The following is a 20,268-nucleotide window of genomic DNA, read 5'->3' as shown; positions in this document are numbered from 1 at the left end:
GCGGGGTGGCCTCTCTTTGGGCCACGTTTCTCTGGCCACACAGAGAAAGGTGGCTCGGCTGCCAAAGGCAGACGAAAGCTTTTGCTCTTGATGACAGCAAGGCACGAAGAATCAAGGAAGCAAGATCAAAAGCGGACCCCACCCCGGCCCTCCCCTGCGAGCAGGGGAGGGAGAACAGCATGGCGCCGCCAACTCCTCAATCGATCGGCGTATGCCGATACGTGCTCACGTCCGCAGCTTGCACCGCCCCCGCCTGGTTCGACCACGACTGGCGGATGTAGCTGACCACCGCCGCGACGTCCTCGTCGCTCAGTTGCTGTGCGAACGGCGGCATCGAATAGGGTTGCGGGTTGCCCGCGGTGACCGGGGCGAAGCCCCCGAGAAGCACGCTGCGGGTGGCGTTGATGCCGGTGGGTTCGGTGACCGAGGTGTTGCCGTCCAGTGGCGGGTAGATGCCGGCCACGCCCTGGCCGTTGTCGCCGTGGCAGTCGGCGCAGCGCTGGGCGTACAGCTTGCCGCCCTGCTCGTGGCTGGCCGCGCGCTTGAACGGCGCGGCGGCCACGGCCGGTGCGCGTGGCGGCAGCGATTGCAGATAGACGGCTATCGACTGCAGGTCGGCGTCGGTCATGTGCTGGGTGCTCAGGCGCACCACGTCGGCCATCGGTCCGAAGGCGGCTCCTTTCGACGACTGGCCGGTCTTCAGCAGGTCGACGATGTCCGGCGCGCTCCAGCCGGCGAGGCCGCCGCCGGCCTGGGTGCTGAGGTCGGGCGCGTACCAGTTCATCGCCGGGATCTGGCCGCCGGTGAGGTGGCGATCCTGCTCGATGCCGCCCAGCGAATCGCGCGTGGTGTGGCATTCGTTGCAATGGCCCAGGCCCTGCACCAGGTAGGCACCGCGGTTCCATTCGGGCGACTTCGCCGGGTCGGGCTGGAACACGCCCGGCTTGAAGTACAGCGCGCGCCACGCCAGCAGGCTCTTGCGCACGTTGTACGGAAAGTCGAGGCCCGGTTCGCTGTTGGGGCGATGCACCGCCGGCAGCGATTTCAGGTAGGCGAAGATCGCCAGCGCGTCGTCGCGGGTGACCTTGGTGAACGAGGTGTAGGAGAACACCGGATACAGCAGCTGGCCGTGGCGGCCCCTGCCGTCGTGCAGCGCGCGCCAGAAATCGTCGAAGCTCCATTGGCCGATGCCGGTTTCCGGATCGGGCGTGATGTTGGGCGCGGGCACGTCGCCGAACGGCGTGGCCAGCGCGCGGCCGCCAGCGTAGCGCTGGCCGTCGCGGGCGGTGTGGCAGGCCGCGCAATCGCCGGCGGTGGCCAGGTATTCGCCCCGCGCGATGATGGCCGGATCGTGCAATGCCGCGGTGTCGGCATCGCGCTGCGCCGGCGACGACGGCGCGACGTGGCCGCCGCCGACGAACACCCACGCCAGCACGCCGACCAGCAACAGCAAGACCAGCCACCACCAGCCACGTCGCAACCGGCTCATGGCGCCACCCCGCTGTGTCCCATCACGCACCAGCCGGGCAACGGCTCGGTCTGCGCACTGGCCGGTGCCGGGTGCAGGTCGGCCGGCGGCTCCTGGCTGGCCAGCCACGCCGCTACCGCGGTGATGTCGGATTCGCGCATGCGGTTGGCCACCACGCCCATGCAATACGGGCCTTCGGCCGCGCGGGTGCGGGTGCGCCACGACACCAGCTGCGCGCTGAGGTAGTCGTAGGACAGGCCCATCAGCCCGGGCATCATCGGCTGCACGCCCGTCAGTTTCGCGCCGTGGCAAATGACGCACGACGGCACGCCGCGGGTGGAGTCGCCGCGCAGCACCAGCTGTTCGCCGCGACGCAGGGTTTCGGTGGAAACCGGCGGCACCGGCAGCTTGCGATACGGCACGTCCTGCTGCGCGAAGTATTCGGCGATCTGCCGCAGATAGGCCGGACCGAGCTGGCGCACCACGTATTCCATCGGCGCGTGCTGGCGCTGGCCGGTCTGGAAATATTCCAGCTGCTGCAGCAGATAACCCGCCGGCTTGCCGGCCAGGCGCGGGATCAGCACGTTGTCCGGCGTGCCCGCGCCATGCGCGCCATGGCAGCTGGTGCACGCGGCGACGCGCTGCTCGGTAGTGTCGGGCACCGGTGCCGCGGCGCTCTGCGGGGTGGCGGCGGACGCCGTGGCGCCGGCACCGAAGGCGAGCAGCACGACGGCCGCGCGGAGCTTCGTGCGCAGGGAAAGGGAGAGGTTCATCCGCCAATTGTAGGCCTGCGCAACCGGCCGCTTCGGGCTCGCGACAACCTGCCGCAGGCCGGCGGCGTCGCCGGTCCGCCCGGTTCCCGCCACGAAAAGGTTGCAGATGAATCTGTTGACCGCAGCGCAGCAATCCCCGTAAGGTCGAGCACATGTCGCCGCTTTCCACGCCAGCACGCCTGCACTGCGCACCGGTTCACACCGGTCGCATGGCGTCGTGCGCCGGCATTGTCGCCGCGATGACCACCACCACGATTACCACCGGTACCGGTACCACGGGTTCCGGGCGGGGTGTCGTGCGTAGGTAAGTTTTCTACACGCAACGGCCCGCCCTCGACGAGGCGGGCCGGCTCACACCGACACGCCAGCGAGATCGGGCCTCCAAGGGAGAGGCCGTCGTGATCACCTGTGCACCCGAGCAAGTCCAGCATTTTCCGTTGCCGCCGCCCGCGCTGCCGCGCACCGCCAGCACGCGTCGCCGCGTGCTGGCGATCGGCGTGATCGGTCCCGGCCGGGTCGGCAGCGCGCTGCTGGAACAGTTGCGCACGGCGCAGGCACGACTGGCCCGCGACAGCGGACTGGAACTGAAGCTGTGCGGCGTGGTGGCCAGCAAGCGCATGTGGCTGGACTGCGACGACGCCGAGCTCAACGCCCGCCACGACGGCGCGCAGGTCTGGCGACCGAATGACCTGAATGCGTTCGCCGAACACGTCCGCGGCAACGATGGCCGCCACGCACTGCTGATCGACTGCAGCGCGAACGACGAGGTGGCGGCGCACTATCCGCGCTGGCTGGCCGCCGGCCTGCATGTGGTGACGCCGAACAAGCTGGCCGGCAGCGGGCCGCTGCCGCGCTGGCAGGCGATCCGCGCGGCCTGCGCCGGCGGCGCGCGCTTCCGCTACGAGGCCACCGTCTGCGCCGGCCTGCCGGTGGTGCAGACGCTGCGCGACCTGCTCGACACCGGCGACGAACTGCTGGCGGTGGACGGCATGTTCTCCGGCACGCTGGCCTGGCTGTGCAACCGCCACGACGGCCGCCAGCCGTTCTCCGCGCTGGTCCGCGAGGCGCACGCGCTGGGCTATACCGAGCCCGATCCGCGCGATGACCTGTCCGGCCTGGACGTGGCGCGCAAGCTGGTGATCTTGGCGCGCGAGGCGGGCTGGCCGCTGTCGCTGGAGGATGTCGACCTGCAGGGCCTGGTGCCGCCGGCGCTGGCCGCGCTGCCGCGCGACGACTTCATGCAGCGACTCGACGAACTGGACGCGCCGATGGCCGCGAAGCTGGCCGAGGCCCATGCCGAAGGTGGCGTGCTGCGCCACGTGGCCCGGCTCGACCAGCGCGGCCGCGCCAGCGTGCGGCTGCAGGTGCTGCCCGCCAGCCACGCCTTCGCGCACACCCGGCTGACCGACAACATCGTGCAGTTCACCACCCGTCGCTACTGCGATAATCCGCTGTCGGTGCAAGGCCCCGGCGCCGGTCCGGAAGTGACCGCCGCCGGCGTGTTCACCGACCTGCTGCGCATCGCCGAGTCGCTGGAGGCGCGCGCATGACTTCCTCATTGTCGGAACCCGTCATGGCTCCATCGCACCCCGCCGCCCGCCCTCCCGTCGCCTGCGCCTTCGCACCCGCCAGCGTCGGCAACGTCGGCGTCGGCTTCGACCTGCTCGGCCACAGCGTGGCCGGCGCCGGTGATCGCGCCGAAGTGCGCCGCATCGACGAGCCGGTGGTGCGCATCGCGGCGATCCGCGGCTGCGTCACGGAGCTGCCCACCGATCCGCGCGCAAACACCGCCGGCACCGCCCTGCTCTCGCTGCGCGCCGCGCTCGACCTGCCCTGCGGTTTCGAGCTGGTGCTGCACAAGGGCATCGCGCTGGGCTCGGGCATGGGCGGCTCGGCCGCCTCGTGCGTGGCGGCGCTGGTCGCGGCCAACGCCCTGCTCGACCAGCCGCTTTCGCGCGAGGCGCTGTATGCCTTCGCGCTGGACGGCGAGGCGGTGGCCAGCGGCAGCCGGCACGGCGACAACCTGGGCTCGATGCTGCTCGGCGGGCTGGTGCTGGCCACCCACGAGCGCCTGATGCGCATCGACGTGCCCGACGCCTGGCACTGCGCGCTGGTGCATCCGCACGTGGTGCTGGAAACGCGCAAGGCGCGCGCTGCGCTGGCCGGTCATTACGAACTCGGTGAATTCGTGGCGCAGAGTTCGAACCTCGCCCTGGTGCTGGCCGGCTGCTACCGCGGCGATGCTGCACTGGTGCGCGAGGGCTTGAAGGACGTACTGGTGGAGCCGCGCCGCGCGCCGCTGATTCCCCATTTCGCGCAAGTGAAACAGGCCGCGCTCGATCACCACGCCCTGGGCGCCAGCATCTCCGGCGCCGGCCCCAGCGTGTTCGGCTGGTACGACAACCGCCGCGACGCCGAGGCGGCCAGCGTGGCGATGCAGGCCGCGTTCGCCGACGCCGGGCTGGACAGCGATGCGTGGGTGTCGCCGGTCAACGGGCCGGCGGCCGCGCTGATCGATTCGCTCGGGGACGACGCATGAACGCGTCCATCCGCTACCACAGCACCCGCAACGCCGCGCCGACCGTGCCGATCAGCCAGGCGATCGCCGCCGGGCTGGCCCCGGATGGCGGACTGTACGTGCCCGAACGGCTGCCGCGCCTCGACCCGGCCACGTTCGACCCGCACGGCACGCTGGCCGACACCGCCGCCACCTTGCTGGCGCCGTTCTTCGCCGGCGATGCCCTGGCCGATGAACTGCCCACGATCTGCGCCGAATCGCTGAACTTCGACGCGCCACTGCGCGCGCTGCCGGCGCATCCGGACACCTTCCTGCTGGAGCTGTTCCACGGCCCCACCTCGGCGTTCAAGGATTTCGGCGCACGCTTCCTCGCCGCCTGCCTGCGCCGGCTGCCGCGCAGCGATGCACGACCGCTGACGATCCTGGTCGCCACCTCGGGCGACACCGGCGCGGCAGTGGCGGCGGCGTTCCATCGCCAGCCGAACATTCGCGTGGTGATCCTGTATCCCGATGGCCTGGTCTCGCCGCGCCAGGCGCACCAGCTCGGCTGCTTCGGCGACAACGTCACCGCGTTGCGCGTGGCCGGCCGCTTCGACGACTGCCAGCGCATGGTCAAGGCCGCGCTCAACGACGCCGAACTGCAGGCCCAGGTGCCGCTTTCCTCGGCCAACAGCATCAGCCTGGGCCGCCTGCTGCCCCAGATGAGCTACTACGCCCATGCCGCGCTGGGCTGGTGGCGCGAACACGGCGCACCACTCGACTTCATCGTGCCCACCGGCAACCTGGGCAACGCGCTGGCCTGCCTGTGGGCGCGCGAGATCGGCTTGCCGATCGGCGAGGTGCAACTGGCCTGCAACGCCAACGCCACCCTGCCGGAGTTCTTCGCCGGCGCGGACTACCGGCCGCGCGAAGCGGTGGCCACCATCGCCAACGCGATGGACGTGGGCGCCCCAAGCAACTTCGAGCGCCTGCGCTGGACGTTTCCCGATGACGCGCCGTTGCGCCAGCTGCTTCGCGCGCAGAGCGTGGACGACGACACGATCCGTGCCGCCGTGCTGCGGCATGCCCGCGAGCATGGCGAGCTCGTCTGCCCACATACGGCCACCGCGTTCGCCCTGCTTGATCGCGCGGGGGCGCGTAACGGTCAACCTCGGGTCGTGGTCGCCACCGCTCATCCGGCCAAGTTCGAGACCGTGCTGGAACCGCTGCTCGGTCAGCCGCTGGCGATTCCACCCGCGCTGAAGGCCATGCTCGAACGACCGGCGAAAACGGAGCCAATGGCGGCGCAAGACGATGCACTGAAGCACTGGTTGCGCACAGGGGTTCCAGACACCCCGGACCGTCGATCCTGATCAAGGCAAAACGACGCCCCGGCCGCGATCGATCCGCATTTTCCTGCGGTTTTCCTCGTTTGCGTCGAACCTCCAATGAGCCTAGATTTCGCACGGGGTCCAACGATTTGCCCGTCACCGAAATCCTTGCGAAGGGTCGACAAGGCAGGCCGCCCGCAGCTCCATATCGTTCGACGCGTTGTCCACCCGTTCTTCTGCAGAGGGATCTTCACATGAAGAAATTGGCTTTCGCATGCCTGTTGATCACGTTGGCAGCTCCGGTGCTCCATGCACAGGACTCCTCCGAGAAGGCAATGACCTCGCGGTCCCAGCAAAACATCCAGCAAAACCTCAACCGACAGAGACAGCAGACGTATAACAGTCTGTCCCGCGACGATCGCGAGGTTTCGATCAACGCCGTGGTCAACCTCAACAAGCTCCGCGAAAAGCTCGCGGAAGCATGGCAAACCCTCGGGTTGTCGCCACAAGCCGCAAGGACAGTGGCCGGGGCCTATCAGCCGGACTTTGCGTTGAATTCCCGGCGCGCCTCGCTGGAAGGCAAGAGCGACCAGGAGATTGCCGTGCTCATCCAGTCTGCCCTTGCCAAAAAGGACTATCTGCTGGCCGACCAGACGTTGATCGACTACCAGCGAAAGCAACTCCAGCTTGGCACGGATACCGCGCCGGACGGCCAGCGCTGACGCCATCCACCGCGAAATTTTGCACGGAACGCATCGAACCACGCCAGCGAGCTTTCCGATGGCCGTTTCGTGCATGGACGGATAGACGTCCAAAAGCCGACCATGTCACATAGAAGCATTTTTCATATCGACTCCTGTTGACAAGGCGGCAAAGACCGGTTTAGTGTCGACTCATGTCGCAGCGCAACAGCCACCGCAGCCTCGCCAATGGAAACCGTCTCCTGACGGTTGCCGGCCTGCTGCAGGCTCGCGGCACGCTCCTTCTTGCCCTCGTACTCGTACTCCTCATTACCAACGGAGGTGCGGGCTGAGGGCATGTGTCCAGGTAAATAGAAAAACCTGAAAACACCCAAAGAACCCCGCACCCGGTAACGGATGCGGGGTTTTTTTATGCCTTCGGCGACGCCCACACAGCGGAGCCATGATGAAAAACCCCGACCAGCACAACGCCCCCGCCAGCGACGACGACGTAGTCGCCGAACGCGTGCGGATCTTCGATACCAGCTTGCGCGACGGCGAACAGGCGCCCGGTTTCTCGATGGACCGGCGGGCCAAGCTGCGCATGGCGCAGCAGCTCGAGGCGCTGGGCGTGGACGTGCTCGAGGCCGGCTTTCCGCAGGCGTCGCCGGACGATTTTGCTGCGGTTGCGGAAATCGCCGGCACGCTGAAAAGCACCACGGTATGCGCTCTGGCGCGTTGCCAGGACGGCGACATCGACAGCGCCGCCCGCGCGCTGCAGGCGGCCCGGCACGCGCGCATCCACCTGTTCCTGTCGACCAGCCCGCTGCACCGCGAACACAAGCTGGGCATGAGCAGGGCGCAGGTGCTGGACACCGCGGTGCGCGCCATCGAACGCGCCCGCGACCATTGCCACGAAGTGGAATTTTCCGCCGAGGATGCGCTGCGCACCGAGCCCGAATTCCTGGCGGAGGTGTTCAGTGCCGCGGTGGCGGCCGGCGCCACCACGCTGAACGCACCGGACACGGTTGGCTACACCACGCCGTCGGAAATCGTGGCGCTGTTCGAGTACCTGCGTCGCCACGTGGCGGGCGCGGAGCGGGTGATCTTCTCCAGCCATTGCCACAACGATCTGGGCATGGCGGTGGCCAACAGCCTGGCCGCGGTGAGCGCGGGCGCGCGCCAGGTGGAATGCACCATCAACGGCATCGGCGAGCGCGCCGGCAACGCCGCGCTGGAGGAAGTGGTAATGGCGCTGAAGGTGCGCGCGCGGCATTTCGGCGTGGACACGCGCATCGACACGCGCCAGCTGTACCCGACCTCGCGCCTGCTCACCGAGTTGACCGGTCAGGCGGTGCCGCGCAACAAGGCGATCGTGGGCGCCAACGCGTTCGCCCACGAATCGGGCATCCACCAGCACGGCATGCTGAAGCATCGCGGCACCTACGAAATCATGCGGCCGCAGGACGTGGGCATCGCCGCGACCAGCCTGGTGATGGGCAAGCATTCCGGCCGCGCCGCGCTGCGTCAGCGATTGCAGGCGATGGGCTACACGCCCGACGACACCGCGCTGGACGACATCTTCACCCGCTTCAAGATCCTCGCCGACCACGGCCGCGAGCTGCACGACGAAGACCTGGAAGCGCTGGCGCTGGGCCGCGACCCGAACGCCGGCGGCCCGTGGCACCTGCTGCAGTTGCACGCCAACTCGCATTTCGGCGGCAGCGCGTCGGCGTCGGTCAAGTTGAGCCACGACGACGGGCACCATGCCGCCGAAGCAGCGATCGGCGATGGTCCGGTGGACGCCGTGCTGCGCGCGATCGAACGCGCCACCGGTACGCCGCTGGAACTGACCCGGTTCCAGATCGACGCCATGGGCGAAGGCGCCGACGCGCCGGGCCATGCGCAATTGAGCGCCCGCCATGCCGGTCGCGACTGGCGCGGCCACGGCGACAGCACCGACATCGTCGAAGCCGCCGCGCTGGCCGCGCTGGTGATCGTCAATCGCATCGAGCAACAGGCGTCCGCCGCCGCTGCCCCCGCCACCCGCAACCTGGGAGCCACCGCATGAACCATGGCCACACACCTTTCGTCTGGCACAACGGCCGGATCAAGCCGTGGGCCGAGGCCAACGTCCACGTCAGCGCCCACGCGCTGCACTACGGCTCGTCGGTGTTCGAGGGCGAGCGCGTCTACGCCACGCCGCGCGGACCAGCCTACTTCCGCCTGGCCGAGCACACGCGGCGGCTGTTCGAATCGGCCCGCGTCTACGAGATCGAGGTGGGCTACAGCGAGGACGAGATCAACGCCGCCTGCCTGGAGCTGATCCGCGCCAACGCGATGCCGTCGGCCTACGTGCGGCCGATCGTGTTCCGCGGCGCCGGCGGGCTGGGCGTGCTGGCGAAGGCGGACGCGCCCGTCGACGTGGCGCTGATCGCGTTGAACTGGGGCGCGTACCTGGGCGAGGCGGCCGAGCGCGGCGCCGATGTCTGCGTGTCCTCGTGGAACCGTCCCGCGCCGAACACCATCCCGAGCTGGGCCAAGGCGGGCGGCAATTACCTGTCGAGCCAGCTGATCGGGCTGGAGGCCCGCCGCAACGGTTACGACGAGGGCATCGCGCTGGGCCACAACGGCCTGCTCAGCGAAGGCGCCGGCGAAAACCTCTTCGTGGTGAAGCGCGGCAAGCTGCTCACCCCGCCATCCAGCGCCGGCATCCTGGCCGGCATCACCCGCGATGCGGTGATCACCCTGGCCGCCGATCTCGGCATCGCGGTGGAGGAGCGCGAGCTGCCCCGCGAGGCGCTGTATTCCGCCGACGAAGTGTTCATGACCGGCACCGCCGCCGAGATCACGCCAGTGCGCTCGGTCGACCGCAAGGCGATCGGCAAGGGCATTCCCGGGCCGATCACCCAGCAGCTGCGGCAGGCGTTCTTCGGCCTGTTCGATGGACGTACCGAGGATCGCTGGTCCTGGTTAACGCCCGTCCACAGCGAAGCCACCGCGCAGGAGGCTGCGTGATGGCCAAGACGCTCTTCGAAAAAATCTGGAACGCCCACGTCGTCGCCGCCGAAACCGCGGACACGCCGGCGATCCTCTACGTCGACCTGCACCTGGTGCACGAGGTCACCTCGCCGCAGGCGTTCAGCGAACTGCGCGGGCGCGGGCTGAAACTGCGCCGGCCCGACCGCATGCTGGCCACGCTTGATCACTCCACCCCGACCCTGCCGACAAACGACGACGGCAGCCGCCCGTATGCGAACGCCGAGGCGCAGGCCCAGGTCGCGCAACTGGAAGCGAACTGCCGCGAGTTCGGCGTCGAACTGCACGGCTGGGACAGCGCCGACCGCGGCATCGTGCACGTGATCGGCCCCGAGCTGGGCGCCACGCGGCCCGGCATGACCATCGTCTGCGGTGACAGCCACACTTCCACCCATGGCGCATTCGGCGCGCTGGCGTTCGGCATCGGCACCACCGAGGTCGGCCATGTGATGGCCACGCAATGCCTGCTACAGCGCCGGCCCAAGACCATGGCGATCCACGTCGACGGCCAGCTGCCGCCGGGCGTGGGCGCCAAGGACCTGATCCTGCACATCATCGGCAGCATCGGCGTCGATGGCGGCACCGGCTACGTGCTGGAGTACCGCGGCGCGGCGATCGAGGCGCTCACGATGGACGAGCGCATGACCGTGTGCAACATGTCGATCGAGGCCGGCGCACGCGCCGGGCTGATCGCCCCGGACGACACCACGTTCGCGTGGCTGAAGGGACGTCCCCGTGCGCCGCAAGGCGAAGCGTGGGAGCACGCGGTGGCGCAATGGCGCGCGTTGCGCAGCGACGACGGCGCGCGTTACGACCGCGAGGTGCGCATCGACGCCGGCGCGGTGAAACCTACCGTCACCTACGGCACCCATCCAGGCATGGCGATCGCGATGGACGCGCCGGTGCCGGCGGCGACGAATGCGCAGGAACGCCGCGCGCTCGACTACATGCAGAGCAAGGCCGGCCAGCCGATGCAGGGCACGCCGGTGGACGTGGTGTTCGTCGGCAGCTGCACCAACTCGCGCCTGTCCGACCTGCGCGAAGCGGCCCGCGTGCTGCATGGCCGCCGCGTCGCCGACGGCGTGCGCATGCTGGTGGTGCCCGGCTCCGAGGCGGTGCGCCGCGACGCCGAGCGCGAAGGCCTGCACCACGTGTTCACCGCCGCCGGCGCCGAGTGGCGCGTGCCGGGATGCTCGATGTGCATCGCGATGAACGGCGACCTGGCGCAGCCGGGCCAGCTGGTCGTGTCCACTTCCAACCGCAATTTCGAGGGTCGCCAGGGCAAGGGTGCGCGCACCGTGCTGGCGAGTCCGGCGACGGCTGCCGCCAGTGCGGTGGCCGGGCGCATCGCCGATCCTCGCGAGTACGCGGTGGAGGTGGCGGCATGAGCATGAGTACGACCCGCTCCGCTTTTCCCCCTCCCCTGTTTGCAGGGGAGGGTTGGGGTGGGGTTGCTCTTGCGGCAAGAGCGCTACCCCCTCCCAACCTCCCCCTGCAAGCAGGGGGAGGAGCCAAGGCTGCCAGTTCGAGGAGATCCGAATGAAACCCGTCACCCATATCCACTCCCGCACCGCCGTGCTGCCCGACGAGAACATCGACACCGACCGCATCATCCCGGCGCGCTTCCTCACCACCACCACGCGCGACGGACTGGGCAAGTTGTGCTTCCACGACTGGCGCTACCAGGCCGACGGCAGCGACAACCCGGCCTTCCCCTTGAACCGGCCGGAGGCGAAGAGCTGCTCGATCCTCGTGGCGGGGCGCAATTTCGGCTGCGGCTCCTCGCGCGAACACGCGCCGTGGGCGCTGCTGGATTACGGCATCCGCGCGGTGCTGTGCAGCGAGATCGCGGACATCTTCCGCGGCAACGCGCTGAAGAACGGCCTGCTCGCCATCGTCATCGACGAACTGGAGCACCGCTGGCTGCTCAAGCACCCGGGCATCGAGCTGGCGATCGACGTGCGCGAGCAGTACATCGCGCTGCCCGACGGCGGCCGCATCCCGTTCCGACTGGAACCGTTCGCGCGGCACTGCCTGCTCAACGGCGTCGACCAGCTCGGCTACCTCTTGCAACACCGTGATGCCATCGCCCGCTACGAACAACAGGAGCAAGCAGCATGAAAGCCCGCATCGTGACCCTGCCCGGCGACGGCGTCGGCCCCGAGGTCACCGCCGCGGCGGTGGCCGTATTGAACACCGTGGCCACGCGCTACGAGCACGAATTCAGTTTCGACGAACAGCTGATCGGCGGCAGCGCGATCGACGCCACCGGCGAGCCGCTGCCGGCCGCCTCGCTGGCGGCGTGCCAGGCCGCCGACGCCGTGCTGCTGGGCGCCGTCGGCGGCCCGAAGTGGTCGGACCCGAACGCGCCGGTGCGACCCGAGCAGGGCTTGCTGGCGCTGCGCGCCGCGCTCGGCGTGTACGCGAACCTGCGCCCGTTGCAGGTGCATCCGGCCCTGGCCGATCTGTCGCCGCTGAAGAACGAAAAACTGAAGGACGTCGACGTGCTGTTCGTGCGCGAACTCACCGGCGGCGCCTATTTCGGCGCGAAGACACGCACCGTGGACACCGCCACCGACGAATGCAGGTACACCGTGGTCGAGATCGAACGCGTGGTGCGCCGCGCGTTCGAGCTGGCACGCGATCGTCGCCAGCACGTCACCTCGGTCGACAAGGCGAACGTGCTGGAAACTTCGCGGCTGTGGCGCAGCACGGTGCAGCGCATCGCCGCCGACTACCCCGACGTAAGGGTCGAGCATCAGCTGGTCGACTCGATGGCGATGCTGCTGCTGACTCAGCCGAACCGCTACGACGTGGTGGTCACCGAGAACCTGTTCGGCGACATCCTCACCGACGAGGCCGCCGCGCTGGCCGGTTCGCTGGGCCTGCTGCCGTCGGCGTCGCTGGGCGATCGAGCCCCCTCATCCGGCCCTGCGGGCCACCTTCTCCCGTCAACGGGAGAAGGGAGTTCGGTGCGGCCTGCGGCCGCCTCGACCCTCATGGGCCTGTACGAACCGATCCACGGCTCGGCACCCGATATCGCCGGGCAAGGCGTGGCCAACCCGGTCGGCGCGATCCTCTCTGCCGCGCTGCTGCTGCGCCACTCGCTGCAGCTGGAGGCCGAGGCGCTGGCGGTCGAGGCGGCGGTGGAGCAAGTGCTGCGGCACGGCCCGCACAGCCGCGACATCGGCGGACATGCCGGCACCACCGAAGTGCTCGATGCGGTGCTGGCCGCGATCGAGGAACACGCCGACAACGCCGCCGCGTTCTTCTGCGGAGCGCGCGCATGCGGCTGATGCGCACCCACGCTTTCCCCGGCGGACACAGGGACGTGTCCGCGCTTTCTGCTGCCCCTGGCGTGCCAGCGGCCAGGACGGTTCGTGGTCGCCGTGATGGCGCCGCCCCCTGTCCCGTCCGGCCAACCTCCCTCTGCACGCCGGGGGCGCTTTTTTTCCAACACACCGTGGAATCACCATGCGCAGTGACCTGATCAAGAGCGGCCCTGACCGCGCTCCCGCCCGCGCGATGCTGCGCGCCACCGGCCTGGACGACGCGGCGATCGCCAAGCCGCTGGTGGCGGTGGTGCACACCTGGTCGAACGTGAGCCCGTGCAACCTCAACCTGCGCGAGCTGGCGGTGGAGGCGGCCAATGGCATCCGTGCCGCCGGCGGCACACCGGTGGAGTTCAACACCATCGCGGTCACCGACGGCATTGCGATGGGCACGCCCGGCATGCGTTCGTCGCTGATCAGCCGCGAGGTGATCACCGACTCGATCGAGCTGGCGGTGGACGGCCACTGCCTCGACGCGATGGTGGTGCTGTGCGGCTGCGACAAGACCATTCCGGCCGCGGCGATGGCGATGGCGCGGCTGGATATCCCCGCAGTGGCGCTGTACGGCGGCACCATCGCGCACGGCACCCACGACCACCATCCGATCACCGTGCAGCAGGTGTTCGAGGCGGTCGGCGCGCACGGCGCGGGCAAGATCAGCGATGCGGAACTGACCGCGGTCGAGCGCGACGCCTGCCCCGGCGCGGGCGCCTGCGGCGGCCAGTTCACCGCCAACACCATGGCGATGGTGCTGACCACGATGGGCCTGTCGCCGGTGGGTTACAACGACATCCCCGCGACGCATCCGGCCAAGGGTGCAGCAGCATTTCGTTGCGGCGAACTGGTGATGGAATGCCTGCGCGAAAACCGCACGCCGCGCGAGCTGATCACCCGCACCGCGATGCGCAACGCCGCGCGCATGGTTGCCGCCACTGCGGGCTCCACCAACGCGGTGCTGCACTTGCTGGCGATCGCCCGCGAGGCCGGCGTCGAGTGGACGCTGGAGGATTTCGAGCCGGCCTCGGTGCACACGCCGGTGATCGCCGACCTGCTGCCCGGCGGCCGCTACACCGCGGTGGAATTGTTCGGTGCGGGCGGCAGCGCGCGGGTGGCACAGGAGCTGATCGCCGCGGGCATGCTGGAAGACACGCCCACCGTCACTGGCCGCTCGCTGTTCGACGAAGTCGCCGCGGCGCCGCGCGCCGACACCCAGGACGTGGTGCATCCGGTCAGCGCTCCGCTGAAGCCCCGCGGCGGCTACTCGATCCTGTACGGCAACCTGGCGCCGGAAGGCTGCATCCTGAAGATTCCCGGCAAGAGCGGCAGTTTCGAAGGTACGGCGCGCGTCTTCGAGAGCGAGGAGGAAGCGTTTGCCGCGGTGCAGGGCGATCGCATTCGCGCCGGCGACGTGCTGGTGATCCGCAACGAAGGCCCGGCCGGCGGGCCGGGCATGCGCGAGATGCTCGGCGTCACCGCGGCCCTGGTCGGACGCGGCCTCGGCGATGACGTGGCGCTGATCACCGACGGCCGCTTCTCTGGCGCCACCCACGGTTTCATGGTCGGCCACGTCGCGCCCGAAGCGGCGCGCGGCGGACCGATCGCCCTGCTGCGCGACGGCGATCGCATCGCCATCGATGCCGGCCAGCGCGAACTGCGCACCGACGCCGACCTCGCCGCACGCCGCGCGCACTGGCAACCACCGGCGCCGAAGGTCAGCCGCGGCGCACTGGCCAAGTACGCGCTGCTGGTCGGCTCGGCCTCCGACGGCGCCACCACCCACCCCGACACCCGTGTACCCAACCGCACGCCACGCACTGAAACATCCAACCAGGGAGCTACCGCATGAGCAGCCATTCCACCCTCGCCTCTTCCCGCATCGCCGTGCTCGGCTACGGCAGCCAGGGCCGCGCGCACGCGCTCAACCTGCGCGACTCCGGCCTCGACGTGGTGATCGGCCTGCGCCCGAACGGCCCCACCTCGCACAAGGCGAAAGCCGACGGCTTCAACGTACTGGAACCGGCCGAGGCCGTGCGCGGCGCCGACCTGGTCGCCGTGCTGACCCCGGACATGGTGCAGCCGGCGCTGTACCGCGAGGCGATCGAGCCGAACATCAAGTCCGGCGCCGCGCTGCTGTTCGCGCACGGCTTCAACGTGCACTTCGGGCAGATCAATCCGCGCAGCGACATCGACGTGATCCTGGTCGCGCCGAAAGGCCCCGGCGCGCTGGTCCGCACCGAGTACGAACGCGGCCGCGGCGTGCCGTGCATCTGGGCCGTGCACCAGGACGCCAGCGGCCAGGCCGAGGCGAAGACGAAAGCCTACGCCGACGGCATCGGCGGCGGCCGCGCGATGATCATCAAGACCGACTTCAAGGAAGAGACCGAGACCGACCTGTTCGGCGAGCAGGCCGTGCTGTGCGGCGGCGCCAGCGAGCTGGTGATCGCCGGTTTCGAAACGCTGACCGAAGCGGGCTATCAGCCGGAGATCGCCTATTACGAGGTGATGCACGAGCTGAAGCTGATCGTCGACCTGTTCTACGAGGGCGGCCTCAGCAAGATGCTCGAGTTCGTCTCCGAGACCGCGCAGTACGGCGACTACGTCAGCGGCCCGCGGGTCGTCGACGCCGGCGTGAAGGCGCGCATGAAGGACGTGCTCACCGACATCCAGGACGGCACCTTCGCCCGCAACTGGACGGCCGAATACGCCGCCGGCCTGCCCAACTACAAGCGCCTGAAGCAGGCCGACCTCGATCACCCGATCGAACAGGTCGGCGCGAAGCTGCGTGCGCGGATGCCGTGGCTGCAGCCGAGCGCGGCAAAACCCGCCGTCGAGCCACTGAAGAAGGTGGGCTGAGCCCGACCCGGGCCGCCGGCACCAGTCGCCGGCTGTCCGTCACATCACCTGTCCAAACACACGAGGTCTGCCATGAAACGTTTCCATATCGCCCTGGCCGTTGCCGACCTGGGCGCCTCCATCGCCGATTACACCAGCCGCCTGGGCCAGCCGCCGCAGGCGGTGGTCGCTGGCACCTATGCCATGTGGCGCACCGACCAGCTGAATTTCTCGATCAACCAGCAGCCCGAACGCGCGGGCCAGCTGCGCCATGTGGGCTTCGAGGATGACGACGCGCACGGCTTCAACTGCGATGCCGACGTCAACGGCATCCCGTGGGAGCGCTTCTCTCCCGTGGCGCAGGAGCTGCGCATCATCTCGACGTACGGCGTGCCCGTGCACGCGCCCGCCGCAGACGAACTGATCCGCAACTAGCTCGCCGCCCGCGCCGCGCACCGCAACGCTCCATCGACCGCCGGCGCGTGTCGCATCCAGGAAATGCATCGTGACCACAGCAACCCTGACAGCCAGCGCTGCCAAAGCCTTCAGCGTCGATCCCGCGCCGCTCGCGAGCGCGCCTTCCAGCGGCGCCGAGTCGATCGTGCAGGTACTGGCCGACGAAGGCGTGGAGGTGCTGTTCGGCTATTCCGGCGGCGCGATCCTGCCGGTGTACGACGCGGTATTCCGCTACAACGCCCTGCACCCGCGCGCCGATGGCAGCGAGCCGATGCCGCTGATCGTGCCGGCCAACGAGCAGGGTGCGGGGTTCATGGCGGCCGGCTATGCGCGCGCATCGGGCAAGGTCGGCGTGGCCATCGTCACCTCCGGGCCGGGCGCCACCAACATGGTCACGCCGGTGCGCGACTCGATGGCCGACTCGATCCCGCTGGTGGTGATCTGCGGCCAGGTCGGCACCGCGGCGATCGGCAGCGACGCATTCCAGGAGGCCCCGATCAGCAACATCATGGGCGCCTGCGCCAAGCACGTGTTCCTGGTCACCGACGCGGCGCAACTGGAAGCGACCCTGCGCACCGCATTCACCCTGGCACGCAGCGGCCGGCCCGGCCCGGTGGTGGTGGACGTGCCCAAGGACGTGCAGAACGCCGCGCTCGCCTGGCGCGGCAGCGGCGAGCTGGCGCTGGCCGGTTATCGCGCGCGGCTGCGTGCGGTGGAGCAGTCGGCGCTCGGTGACGCCGACTGCGCGGCGTTCTTCGCCGCGCTGATGCAGGCGCGGCGGCCGCTGATCTACGCGGGCGGCGGCGTGATCGCGGCGGAAGCCGCCGCTGCGCTGCGCGCCTTCGTCGACGCGTTTGGCCTGCCGGTCACCACCACCCTGATGGGACTGGGCGGCTTCGACAGCACCGACCCGCTGGCGCTGCACCTGCTCGGCATGCACGGCACCGCGTACGCGAACTACGCGGTGGAGGATTGCGACTTCGTGCTGGCGCTGGGCGCGCGCTTCGACGATCGCGTGGCCGGCGTGCCGCACAAGTTCGCCCCGCAGGCGAAGTTCATCGCGCAGGTCGACATCGATCCGGCCGAGATCGGCAAGGTGAAGCAGGTCGACTGGCACCACGTCGGTCCGCTGAAACGCGCGCTGGAACGGCTCACCGCGTATGGCCTCGGCCATGGCTTGCGGCCGAAGCTGGACGCCTGGCACGCCCACGTGGCCGAACTGAAACGCGTGCACGCGATGAACTACGACCGTGCCAGCGCGCTGATCCAGCCGCACGCGGTGATCGAGGCGATCAACCGCTACGCGCAAGGCCGTGCCATCGTCAGCACCGGCGTCGGCCAGCACCAGATGTGGGCGGCGCAGTATTTCGACTTCCGCGCGCCGCGGCATTGGCTGACCTCCGGTTCGATGGGCACGATGGGTTTCGGCCTGCCCGCGGCGATCGGCGCGCAGTTCGCCCATCCGGACAAGCTGGTCATCGACATCGACGGTGACGCCAGCATCCGCATGAACATCGGCGAGCTGGAAACCGTCACCACGTACAACCTGCCGCTGAAGATCGTGGTGCTCAACAACGTCGGCGACGGCATGGTGCGGCAGTGGCAGAAGCTGTACTTCAAGGGCCGTTTCGCCGCGTCGGACAAGAGCCTGCACAGGAAGGACTTCGTGCTGGCCGCGCAGGCCGACGGCTTCGGCTGGGCGCGACGGCTGGAGCGCGTGGACGAACTGGAGCCGGTGGTCGCCGACTTCCTCGCCTGCGACGGCCCGGCCTTCCTGGAAGTGATGATCGACCCGGACGCCGGCGTGTATCCGATGGTCGGCCCCGGCGCCAGCTACGCCCAGATGATCACCGGCGAGTTCATTGCGTCGCGGGCGGCACCGGTCGAGCGCGAGACCGCTGCATCGCACATGTTCTGAGCCGTGATTTTTCCACCCACCAGAGATCGCGACAAATCTTCACCGTCGTCATTCCCGTGAAGGATTCACCCCAACGGAGTCGCCCGCCATGAACCACACCCTGTCCATCCTGTTGCAGAACGAAGCCGGCGCGCTGGTACGCGTGGCCGGGCTGTTTGCCGCGCGGGGCTACAACATCGACACGCTGACCGTGGCGGCCACGCACGATCCGGCCGTGTCGCGGCTTACGCTGAGCCTGCAGTGCGACGACGCCGGTGTCGCGCAGCTGTTGCAGCAGACCCGCAAGCTGGTCGACGTGCTGCAGGTGGCGCATCCGGCCACCGCGCTCGCGGCATGAATGCCGTCGCGCCCCTGCCCGACGACGCAGCCGACCTGCTGGCGCAGATCCGTGCCGCGCGCGTCTACGAGGTGGCGCAGGCATCCGCGCTGGAGGCAGCGCCGCTGCTGGGCGAACGGCTGGGCCGGCCCGTGCTGCTCAAGCGCGAGGACCAGCAGAGCGTGTTCTCGTTCAAGCTTCGCGGCGCGTACAACCGCATGGTGCAGCTGGATGCGGCACAGCGCGGGCGCGGCGTGGTCGCCGCCTCGGCCGGCAACCACGCGCAGGGCGTGGCGCTGGCCGCGGCGAAGCTGGGCATCCGCGCCACCATCGTGATGCCGGTGACCGCGCCGCAGGTGAAGGTGGACGCGGTGCGCCGCTTCGGCGGCGCAATGGTCGAGCTGGTGCTGACCGGCGATTCGTACAGCGACGCCCAGGCCGCCGCCGCCCGGTTGCAGGCCGAGCGTGGCGCGGTGTTCGTGCATCCGTTCGACGACCCCGCGGTGATCGCCGGCCAGGGCACGATCGGCCTGGAGATCCTGCGTCAGCACCCCGGCCCGCTCGAGGCGGTGTTCGTGCCGGTCGGTGGCGGCGGCCTGCTCGCCGGCGTCGCCGCGTGCATCAAGGCGCTGCGGCCCGAGGTGAAGGTGATCGGCGTGCAGGCGTCGGATTCGGATGCGATGGCGCGCTCGCTGGAAGCCGGCACGCGCGTCGCCCTGGACGAGGTCGGCCTGTTCGCCGACGGCACCGCGGTGAAGCAGGTCGGCGCGCTGACCTTCGCGCTGTGCCGCCAGCATGTCGACGCGATGCTGCGCGTCGACACCGACGCGATCTGCGCCGCGATCCGCGACATCCACCAGGACACCCGCAGCGTGGCCGAACCATCCGGCGCGCTGGCGCTGGCCGGGCTGAAGCACTACGTGGCCACGCACGGCGGCGGCCGTGGCGCGCTGGTGGCGATCGTCTCCGGCGCCAACATGAACTTCGACCGCCTGCGCTTCGTCGCCGAGCGCGCCGAGGTCGGCGAGCAGCGCGAGGCGGTGTTCGCGGTGACGATTCCCGAGGAACGCGGCAGTTTCCGCCGCTTCTGCGCCACGCTGGGCCGGCACGACATCACCGAGTTCAACTACCGCATCGGCGACGCCCGCCTCGCCCACATCTTCGTGGGCGTGCGCATCGCCAGCCGCGACGAGCGCGAGGCGCTGGCCGCGGCGTTTCGCGCGCAGCAGTTCGAGGTGCTCGACCTCACCGACGACGAGCTGGCCAAACTGCACCTGCGCCACATGATCGGCGGCCGCTCGCCGCTGGCCCGCGACGAACTGCTGTACCGCTTCGAGTTCCCCGAGCGCCCCGGCGCGCTGACCCGCTTCCTCGATCACATGCACCCGGACTGGAACATCAGCCTGTTCCACTACCGCAACCACGGCGCTGACCACGGCCGCATCCTGGTCGGCATCCAGGTACCCGCCGCCGAATTGCCGCTGTTCCGGCGTTTCCTCGCCACGCTGGGCTATCCGCATGTGGATGAGAGCGCGCATCCGGCGTATCGATTGTTGCTGCGGCAGTAGATCGCCGGCGCGACTTGCCGTTTCGCGCAGGGCGTCACGCCACGATCGGCCGCGGCTC

Annotated in this window: 17 protein-coding genes; 15 read left to right on the top strand and 2 right to left on the bottom strand. The window is 69.5% G+C overall.

What is annotated here, in order from left to right; all coding sequences use genetic code 11:
• Nucleotides 1-196 precede the first annotated feature (196 nt).
• Together ASD82_RS05635 and ASD82_RS05630 are read right to left on the bottom strand one after the other, a co-directional pair.
• On the bottom strand, nt 197-1,489 hold the full coding sequence (locus ASD82_RS05635; RefSeq protein ID WP_056716683.1) for a cytochrome c: 1,293 nt from the start codon (nt 1,487-1,489) through the stop codon (nt 197-199).
• The gene (locus tag ASD82_RS05630; protein WP_056716691.1) at nt 1,486-2,241 is read right to left on the bottom strand and encodes a c-type cytochrome; all 756 of its coding nucleotides are present in this window, start codon (nt 2,239-2,241) and stop codon (nt 1,486-1,488) included. The genes ASD82_RS05635 and ASD82_RS05630 overlap by 4 nt, the downstream gene beginning before the upstream one ends.
• Before the next feature lie 398 nt (nt 2,242-2,639).
• Here ASD82_RS05630 and ASD82_RS05625 point away from each other — a divergent pair, with 398 nt between their 5' ends.
• From ASD82_RS05625 to ilvA, 15 genes are all read left to right on the top strand, one after another.
• Nucleotides 2,640-3,791, top strand: a complete 1,152-nt coding sequence (locus ASD82_RS05625; RefSeq protein ID WP_056716681.1) for a homoserine dehydrogenase — start codon at nt 2,640-2,642, stop codon at nt 3,789-3,791.
• Nucleotides 3,792-3,799: 8 nt separating this feature from the next.
• Nucleotides 3,800-4,780 (top strand): homoserine kinase, encoded by a 981-nt coding sequence (locus ASD82_RS05620; RefSeq protein WP_200950235.1) that lies wholly within the window; start codon nt 3,800-3,802, stop codon nt 4,778-4,780.
• Entirely contained in the window at nt 4,777-6,111 is a 1,335-nt protein-coding gene (gene thrC, locus ASD82_RS05615) for a threonine synthase (protein ID WP_056716676.1), read from the top strand. Before ASD82_RS05620 ends, thrC begins: the two co-directional genes overlap by 4 nt.
• 212 nt (nt 6,112-6,323) lie before the next feature.
• Complete coding sequence (locus tag ASD82_RS05610) at nt 6,324-6,791, top strand: hypothetical protein (protein WP_056716674.1); 468 nt, start codon at nt 6,324-6,326, stop codon at nt 6,789-6,791.
• Nucleotides 6,792-7,215: 424 nt separating this feature from the next.
• Nucleotides 7,216-8,820 (top strand): 2-isopropylmalate synthase, encoded by a 1,605-nt coding sequence (locus ASD82_RS05605; protein WP_082585255.1) that lies wholly within the window; start codon nt 7,216-7,218, stop codon nt 8,818-8,820.
• Nucleotides 8,817-9,767: a branched-chain amino acid transaminase gene (locus tag ASD82_RS05600; RefSeq protein ID WP_056716670.1), complete on the top strand. Its 951-nt coding sequence runs from the start codon at nt 8,817-8,819 to the stop codon at nt 9,765-9,767. The genes ASD82_RS05605 and ASD82_RS05600 overlap by 4 nt, the downstream gene beginning before the upstream one ends.
• The gene (gene leuC / locus ASD82_RS05595; RefSeq protein WP_200950232.1) at nt 9,767-11,176 is read left to right on the top strand and encodes a 3-isopropylmalate dehydratase large subunit; all 1,410 of its coding nucleotides are present in this window, start codon (nt 9,767-9,769) and stop codon (nt 11,174-11,176) included. The genes ASD82_RS05600 and leuC overlap by 1 nt, the downstream gene beginning before the upstream one ends.
• Nucleotides 11,177-11,327: 151 nt before the next feature.
• Entirely contained in the window at nt 11,328-11,909 is a 582-nt protein-coding gene (leuD, locus tag ASD82_RS05590; RefSeq protein ID WP_056716666.1) for a 3-isopropylmalate dehydratase small subunit, read from the top strand.
• Nucleotides 11,906-13,084, top strand: a complete 1,179-nt coding sequence (gene leuB / locus ASD82_RS05585) for a 3-isopropylmalate dehydrogenase (protein ID WP_056716664.1) — start codon at nt 11,906-11,908, stop codon at nt 13,082-13,084. The genes leuD and leuB overlap by 4 nt, the downstream gene beginning before the upstream one ends.
• A 178-nt stretch (nt 13,085-13,262) precedes the next feature.
• The gene (ilvD, locus tag ASD82_RS05580) at nt 13,263-14,966 is read left to right on the top strand and encodes a dihydroxy-acid dehydratase (RefSeq protein ID WP_056716661.1); all 1,704 of its coding nucleotides are present in this window, start codon (nt 13,263-13,265) and stop codon (nt 14,964-14,966) included.
• Nucleotides 14,963-15,973, top strand: a complete 1,011-nt coding sequence (ilvC, locus tag ASD82_RS05575; RefSeq protein WP_056716659.1) for a ketol-acid reductoisomerase — start codon at nt 14,963-14,965, stop codon at nt 15,971-15,973. Before ilvD ends, ilvC begins: the two co-directional genes overlap by 4 nt.
• 72 nt (nt 15,974-16,045) lie before the next feature.
• Nucleotides 16,046-16,387, top strand: a complete 342-nt coding sequence (locus tag ASD82_RS05570) for a hypothetical protein (protein WP_056716657.1) — start codon at nt 16,046-16,048, stop codon at nt 16,385-16,387.
• Nucleotides 16,388-16,457: 70 nt separating this feature from the next.
• Nucleotides 16,458-18,326 (top strand): biosynthetic-type acetolactate synthase large subunit, encoded by a 1,869-nt coding sequence (gene ilvB / locus ASD82_RS05565; RefSeq protein ID WP_255357991.1) that lies wholly within the window; start codon nt 16,458-16,460, stop codon nt 18,324-18,326.
• A gap of 88 nt (nt 18,327-18,414) precedes the next feature.
• Nucleotides 18,415-18,663 carry an acetolactate synthase small subunit gene (gene ilvN / locus ASD82_RS05560; RefSeq protein WP_007808724.1) on the top strand — a complete coding sequence of 83 codons (249 nt, stop codon included), beginning with the start codon at nt 18,415-18,417 and terminating at the stop codon, nt 18,661-18,663.
• Entirely contained in the window at nt 18,660-20,210 is a 1,551-nt protein-coding gene (gene ilvA / locus ASD82_RS05555; protein WP_056716655.1) for a threonine ammonia-lyase, biosynthetic, read from the top strand. Before ilvN ends, ilvA begins: the two co-directional genes overlap by 4 nt.
• Nucleotides 20,211-20,268 lie beyond the last annotated feature (58 nt).

Origin of the sequence: Rhodanobacter sp. Root179 (genome assembly GCF_001428465.1) — a bacterium.
Taxonomy (GTDB): domain Bacteria; phylum Pseudomonadota; class Gammaproteobacteria; order Xanthomonadales; family Rhodanobacteraceae; genus Rhodanobacter.
The sequence above is the reverse complement of the archived record's forward strand: the minus strand, read 5'-3'. Positions and strand labels throughout refer to the sequence as shown.

What these genes read in the sequence shown, in the direction of transcription:
- ASD82_RS05635 (WP_056716683.1), bottom strand. Translation starts at nt 1,489, where the DNA reads ATGAGCCGGTTGCGACGTGGCTGGTGGTGGCTGGTCTTGCTGTTGCTG.
- ASD82_RS05570 (WP_056716657.1), top strand. Translation starts at nt 16,046, where the DNA reads ATGAAACGTTTCCATATCGCCCTGGCCGTTGCCGACCTGGGCGCCTCC.
- ilvA (WP_056716655.1), top strand. Translation starts at nt 18,660, where the DNA reads ATGAATGCCGTCGCGCCCCTGCCCGACGACGCAGCCGACCTGCTGGCG.
- ilvN (WP_007808724.1), top strand. Translation starts at nt 18,415, where the DNA reads ATGAACCACACCCTGTCCATCCTGTTGCAGAACGAAGCCGGCGCGCTG.
- ASD82_RS05630 (WP_056716691.1), bottom strand. Translation starts at nt 2,241, where the DNA reads ATGAACCTCTCCCTTTCCCTGCGCACGAAGCTCCGCGCGGCCGTCGTG.
- thrC (WP_056716676.1), top strand. Translation starts at nt 4,777, where the DNA reads ATGAACGCGTCCATCCGCTACCACAGCACCCGCAACGCCGCGCCGACC.
- ilvC (WP_056716659.1), top strand. Translation starts at nt 14,963, where the DNA reads ATGAGCAGCCATTCCACCCTCGCCTCTTCCCGCATCGCCGTGCTCGGC.
- ASD82_RS05610 (WP_056716674.1), top strand. Translation starts at nt 6,324, where the DNA reads ATGAAGAAATTGGCTTTCGCATGCCTGTTGATCACGTTGGCAGCTCCG.
- leuB (WP_056716664.1), top strand. Translation starts at nt 11,906, where the DNA reads ATGAAAGCCCGCATCGTGACCCTGCCCGGCGACGGCGTCGGCCCCGAG.
- ASD82_RS05600 (WP_056716670.1), top strand. Translation starts at nt 8,817, where the DNA reads ATGAACCATGGCCACACACCTTTCGTCTGGCACAACGGCCGGATCAAG.
- leuD (WP_056716666.1), top strand. Translation starts at nt 11,328, where the DNA reads ATGAAACCCGTCACCCATATCCACTCCCGCACCGCCGTGCTGCCCGAC.
- leuC (WP_200950232.1), top strand. Translation starts at nt 9,767, where the DNA reads ATGGCCAAGACGCTCTTCGAAAAAATCTGGAACGCCCACGTCGTCGCC.
- ilvD (WP_056716661.1), top strand. Translation starts at nt 13,263, where the DNA reads ATGCGCAGTGACCTGATCAAGAGCGGCCCTGACCGCGCTCCCGCCCGC.
- ASD82_RS05605 (WP_082585255.1), top strand. Translation starts at nt 7,216, where the DNA reads ATGAAAAACCCCGACCAGCACAACGCCCCCGCCAGCGACGACGACGTA.